The organism is Rathayibacter rubneri (genome assembly GCF_023743255.1).
Classification (GTDB): Bacteria; Actinomycetota; Actinomycetes; order Actinomycetales; family Microbacteriaceae; genus Rathayibacter; species Rathayibacter rubneri.
Map to the genome: position 1 here is coordinate 1 of NZ_JAMRYM010000145.1, position 6,071 is coordinate 6,071.

The following is a 6,071-nucleotide window of genomic DNA, read 5'->3' on the forward strand; positions in this document are numbered from 1 at the left end:
CGGCGCGCCCTGCACGTTGCCCTGCTGGTTCAGGAGCGAGGGCGTCTTGCAGAGCTTCGTGTTCCAGGCCTCGACGATGGTGTTCGTCATCGGGCTCGTGCAGGAGGAGAGGTAGCTGACGATGTTGCGGTCGAAGACCGTGTTCGCCGCTCCGCCCACGCGCAGCGCGCCGTTCTCGAAGGTGTTGTTGCGGATGTACAGGTTGCTCGCGGTGACCTCCCGGAAGTCGGCCACAGAGCCTCCGCGGCAGTCGGCCGTGACGACGATGCAGCCCGAGACGAAGTTCGACTCGACCGTGATGTCGCTCATCCCGTCGCCGGCGCCCGGCGAGAACTGGATGCCCGCGTTGTAGCAGTTCTTCAGGACGTTGCCGCGCAGCGTCACCTTGGTGCTCTCGAAGACCTGGATGCAGTCGGCGTGCAGGCCGTTGTCGATGTTCTGGTCGTAGTTCTGGACCCGGTTGTTCTCGATCAGGCCGTTGGTGGTGCCGCCGACCTGGATGCCGTCGATCGACGAGCCGTTCTCGAAGGTGGAGTTCCGCACGATCACGTTCGCGCTGCGCACGAAGATGCCGGAGCCGTCGATGTGCATGCGGTCGACCGTGATGCCCGAGCCGTAGGTGTAGAAGGTGCTGCGGGAGTAGATGTCGTTCCACACCGTGTTCGCCGCGTAGACCTTCGTCGAACCGAGCACCGGCGAGGCGCCGGGAGCGGGCTTGACGACGACGGGAGCGGCGACGGTCGCCTTCCCGGCCTTGATGGTCACCGTGGGGTAGGTGCCGGAGGTGAGCAGCACGGTGTCGCCGGGGGCGGCGTTCTGCACCGCGGTCACGAGCGAGCAGGGCGCGGCGGCGGTGCAGACCGTGCTGGTCCCGGTGGGGGAGGCGTAGCGGTTCGCCGCCGCGAAGCTGGGCGCGGCCGCGAAGAACGCGGCGATCACGACCAGCAGTGCGGCGAGAGTCGCGCTGAGCGTTCGAGTCATGGGCGTGGGGTCCAATCGGGGAAGGTGTGAGCGGGGACTCGGGGCGGGGAAAGGAAGGAGGGGCCGTGGCCGCGAGGCGTACCGGCCGAAGGGGGGACGACTCCGTACACTGGGCGCGGCGGGAGCGTCCCCGGCGGTCGACCACCCCTGGGGGACGAGCGCTCGAGCGCCCGCCGGGACCAACCGGAGCGGCGAACGCCCGCGCCGGCGTAGGACGAGGACGGCTCCGCGACGGGGCCGGGAACGGCAGTGCTGTGAGCGGAACGGGTTCGCGAGTCCGGACGATCCTCGGAGGCGTGCGCAAGCGCACGGCTCCGCTCCTGAAGAGCCCGGCGGTGCTGTCGCTCGGCGCCCGGGCCGTCTTCGTCGACGCCGCCCGCCTGCGCCGGGCGCGCCGCGCTCCGCAGGCCGCGGCCGAGGGTCGCGCGATCCTGATCGCGCCCCCCGGTGCGGGCAACATCGGCGACGCCGCGCTCGTCGGCGCGTTCCTCGAGAACGTGGCCGGTCCGATCACGGTCATCACCCGCTACCCGGGCGACATCCGCGTTCCCGCCGAGCACGCCGACCGCGTCGAGATCGTCTCGCTGGGCACGCTGCTCTACGGCGGACTGCCGAGCTTCGTGCGCGACCTCCGCCGCTTCCGCTCGATGCTCCCGGGTACCGCGTCCGTCTCGATCGTCGGCGCCGACATCATGGACGGCGCCTACAACTTCCGCGCCTCGACCAGCCGCGCGGTCGTCGCGCGCAGCGCCGCCTCCGCAGGCGTCGACACCCGCGTGCTCGGCTTCAGCTGGAACGGCAAGGCGCACCCGGCGGCGCTCGCCGAGCTGCGGGCGGCCGACCGCGCCGGCACCACGCTCTTCCTCCGCGACCCGCTGTCGGTCGAGCGCGCTCGACGCGACGGACTCGACGCGCAGGCCTCCGCGGACATCGTCTTCTCGGCCCGCTCCGTCGACAGCGAGCGGGCGAGCACCGAGCTCGACGCCCTCGACACCAGCGCCGGCATCGCGATCGTCAACGTCTCCGGCCTGATCGACACCGACCAGACCGGCGCGTACGTCGAGATCATCGGCGGCCTGCGCGCGCGCGGCCTCGCCGTCGTGCTGCTCCCGCACGTGATCAAGCACGGCCCCGACGACCTCGCGGCCTGCCGCAAGGTCTACGCGGCGCTGCCCGACACGAGCGGGGTCGCCTTCGTCGAGGACGTCCTGAGCCCCGCCGAGGTGCGCGGCTTCACCGAGCGCGCCACCGTGACCGTCACCGGTCGCATGCACCTCGCGATCATGTCCCTGATGAAGGGCGTGCCCGCGATCACCCTCGCCACGCAGGGCAAGGTCGAGGGCCTGATGGCCATGTTCGAGCTGCCCTACCTGTGCGTCGAGCCCGGCGACGGACTCGCGACGCGCGTCGGCGAGGCGCTCGAGCGCGTCCTTCCGGACCGCGACGCCGTCTCGTCCGCGATCCTCGCGAAGCTGCCCGCCGTGCAGGAGCTCAGCGCCGCGAACTTCGCCGGCCTGCCCCGCACCTGAGCGGTGCGGGCGGCGGCTCGCGGGGGTCGTCGGCACGGGCGTCCTTCTGGGCGTCGAGGTCGGGCGGAGGACCGCTCCGATCCGCGGCACTGCGGGGACGTCGGGCCTCTGGGGCAACGGCCGGACACGTCTCCGGCGCTTCTGCAGCGACCATAATCGCGGCCTTCGAACGCATGTTCCCGATGAGTGTTCCTCCGGATCACTTCCCCCCTTGACGGGGCGCGGGCCGATCGGACGCGCCGTCGCCGCGCGGATCCGCGCCCTCGCGGGGTGATCGGGACGGGTGCGGGCGCCGTTCAGCGGGTTCCGGTCGGCGCGCTCTTCCCGGGCGCGCGGAACCGGGATCGGCTCGCGTGATCCGGTGGTCCCCGCGAGCCGAACGCGTCCCTTCGAGCCGGAGGCGGCCCGGACGCGGGACGTCAGACCAGGCGCCGCCCGCTGAAGCGGTCGATCGACGCCTCGCGCGCCATCGCCCGCTCGTACATCCGGTGGAACGGCTCCGTCAGCACCCCGTTGGTGGCGTCGAGCGAGTCCTGCCACGCGACGATGTCGCCCAGCTGCGCCGTCAGATCCGCGCGCAGCGCCCTCTCATCGACCGTGGTCGACTCGCCGCCCGAGACCACCACGCGGCCCGCCACGATCACCGTGTCGATCGAGGAGCCGTTCTCGGAGTAGACGAGCTGGTTCTCGAGGCGCTGGCGCGGCGTGAAGTTCAGCGTCTCGAGGTCGAACAGCACGAGGTCGGCCTGCTTGCCCACCTCGATGCTGCCGGTGACCTCGTCGAGCACGGCGCTCCGGGCGCCCCCGATCGTGCCGGCCGTGAGCACCTCGGCGACCGTCGGCCACGAGACGAGGTCGGGGTCGGTCACCTTGTGCAGCAGCGCCGCGGCCTTGATCACGTCGAGCATCCGCGGGGAGTCGCTGCTCGAGCAGCCGTCGGTGCCCAGGCCCAGGTTCACTCCGGCGTCGTGCAGGGCGCGCCAGGGCGCGATGCCCGAGCCGAGCTTGAGGTTCGAGAGCGGGTTGTGCGAGATCGAGGTGCCGGCGGCGGCGACGCGGTCCATGTCGGCGTCGGTGAGCCAGATGCCGTGCGCGAACGTGGTGTTCGGCGAGAGCGCCCCGATCCGCTCCATGTACTCGACCAGGGTGCCCCCGTACGACTCCTGTCCCGTGACGAGCTGGGTCTTCGTCTCGAGGACGTGGATGTGGCACTCCGCGCCGTGCTCGAGCGCGAGCTCGGTCGCCCCCACGAGCAGCTCGGGCGCCACCCGCTGGGGCGCGGAGGGGGCGACCATGTAGCGCAGCCGCCCGCCTCCCCGTCCGTGCTGGGTCGCGAAGGCCTGGCGGCTGAACGCGAGGTACCCGTCGGTCGTGGGCCGCGACGCCGCGCGCGCCGACTCGAGGACGCCGGCCGGCAGCAGCTCCTCGAGGAACGGCATGGTCTCGAAGAACGGCTTGCTGATCACGTGCCCCGAGATGTTCGCCCGGATCCCGATCTCGTCGTACGCGTCGAACACCGCCGCCAGCTGCGCCGCGTCCTGGTCCGGGTTCTCGAGCACGTCGTCGACCAGCGTCGTCACGCCCGCCTTCAGCGACTCGAGCGCGAACAGCGACGAGCGCAGCCGCACCAGGTCCGGAGCGACACGGCTGTCGCCCAGGATCGGGTACGAGAGCAGCATCCATAGTTCGAGCGGCAGGTTGTCGTAGCGCCCCTTGTAGAGGTACTCCCACGAGTGGGTGTGCGCGTTGACGAAGCCGGGGGTGACCAGCCGGTCGCGGCCGTCGATCACCTCGTCGCCCGGCTCCGGCGCCAGCCCCGGACCGATTGCGACGATCACGTCGTCGACGATGCGGATGCTCGCCGTGATCGGCACGGCACCCGAGACCGGGTCCATGGTGATGACGGAGGCGTCGGTGATGAGCAGCGGCATGGCGGTTCCGTTCGTGGTGCGGTGGTGCGGATCGTGGAGGAGAGCAGAGGGAGGAGAGAAGGGGGAGGAGAGCAGAAAAAAGGAGCGGAGTGACGGGGCCGGCTACCCGAGGACCGGCTCGGCCGCGCGCGGCGACCGCTCCAGGGCCTCCCGGCGCTGCACCCACTCGTCGGCGTCGCCGCGTCCGAGCAGCAGGTAGGCCAGACCGGCCGAGACGGCTCCCGCCAGCCACGAGACGTCGATGCCGCCCAGGGCGGTCGCGGCCGGGCCCTGCAGCGCCGGCACCGAGCCGTTCATGAACATCCAGGTCAGCGTCGCGCCGATCGCGAACGAGAGCAGGGCGCGCCAGCGCACGTCCGGCAGCAGCGGCGAGCCGACCGGGGCGAAGAGGTGGCCGAACGAGCGCACGCGCTTCTCGAAGACGGCGTAGTGCACGAGCACGATCGCGCCCCACGGAGCGACCCAGCCGACGAGTCCGACCAGCCAGGCGTCGAGCGTGGTCGCCAGGTCGTCCTGGAAGACGAAGAAGACGGAGGCGGCGAAGGCGAGCACGCCGACGATCAGGCTCAGGGTCCGGCGGCCCAGGCGCACGTCCAGGGCCTGGGTGGCCATGCTGAACGAGTAGATGTTGAGGACGTTGGTGGCGATGGGGCCGTGCACGACGAGCAGCAGCACCGGGATCGCGAGGGCGCCGAAGTTGTCGACGATGAGCTCGCCCGGGTCGACGCCGCCGTTCTTCGTCGCGAGCGTCGCGCCGAGCAGCCCCAGCCAGACGACCGGGACGAACTGGCCGAGCACGCTGGCGAAGTAGAGCTTGGGCCGCGAGGCGCGCGGGCTGACGAAGCGGGAGTAGTCGCCGGCGTAGGCGAGCCAGGTGAGTCCCCAGCCGATGCCGATGGCGGTCATCACGATGGACATCGCGGCCAGGCGGTCGCCGCCGGTCAGAGCGCCCTCGGCGGGCCCGGCGTAGGACCAGTCGATGTCGAGGAAGAACCACGCGACGATCGACATCACGGCGAGGACCACCAGGGTCGGCGGCACGGTCCAGCGCTCGAACGCGGCGATCGCCCGGTAGCCCAGGAACGAGATCGCGACCTGGATCGCCATGATCACGGCCGCGACGACGATCCGCCAGCCGACGTTCGACGCCTCGGGATCGACCAGGCCCACCGAGCCGAGCAGGGCGATCACGAGGTCGAGCACGATCCAGGTGTTGATGGCGCACCATCCGATGACCACGACCGCCTGCACGGCAGCGGGGGCGTAGTTGCCGCGGCGGCCGAAGACCGCGCGGCCCAGCAGCATGCCCGTCACTCCGGTGCGCTGCCCGAGCAGCACGAAGAAGCCGAAGACCGCCATGCCCACGACGTTGCCGAGCACGAGCACGGTGACCGTGTCCCAGAGGCCGAGGCCCATGTTCACGCCCAGCGCGCCGAGGACCCAGTTGATCGGCGCGATGTTCGCCCCGGCCCAGATCCAGAACTGGCCGTCGATCCGGGCGGTGCGCCGGGAGTCGGGGAGGGGCGCGAGCGCCTCCTCGGAATCGGTGGTGCCGTGCAGGGCGTCGGTGCTCATGGCGGGGCCTCTCGGGAAGGGGGGGGGGGGGGGGGGGCGGGGGGGGGGGGGGGTG

4 protein-coding genes are annotated in these 6,071 nt (G+C 71.6%); 1 reads left to right on the forward strand and 3 read right to left on the reverse strand.

Annotation, left to right across the window (positions count from 1 at the left end; translation table 11 throughout):
• Window positions 1-981: right-handed parallel beta-helix repeat-containing protein (locus NB037_RS18280; RefSeq protein WP_251948328.1), on the reverse strand; the 981-nt coding region annotated here is incomplete at its 3' end.
• A gap of 296 nt (window positions 982-1,277) precedes the next feature.
• Between NB037_RS18280 and NB037_RS18285 the strand changes: the two genes are divergently transcribed.
• Window positions 1,278-2,510: a polysaccharide pyruvyl transferase family protein gene (locus NB037_RS18285; protein ID WP_251948330.1), complete on the forward strand. Its 1,233-nt coding sequence runs from the start codon at window positions 1,278-1,280 to the stop codon at window positions 2,508-2,510.
• Window positions 2,511-2,929: 419 nt separating this feature from the next.
• On the opposite strand, the gene NB037_RS18290 is transcribed toward NB037_RS18285, so the two are convergent.
• Together NB037_RS18290 and NB037_RS18295 are read right to left on the reverse strand one after the other, a co-directional pair.
• Window positions 2,930-4,441, reverse strand: a complete 1,512-nt coding sequence (locus NB037_RS18290; protein WP_251948332.1) for an amidohydrolase family protein — start codon at window positions 4,439-4,441, stop codon at window positions 2,930-2,932.
• Window positions 4,442-4,543: 102 nt separating this feature from the next.
• Window positions 4,544-6,016, reverse strand: coding sequence for a purine-cytosine permease family protein (locus NB037_RS18295; RefSeq protein ID WP_251948334.1), 1,473 nt, complete (start codon window positions 6,014-6,016; stop codon window positions 4,544-4,546).
• Between the last annotated feature and the right edge of the window lie 55 nt (window positions 6,017-6,071).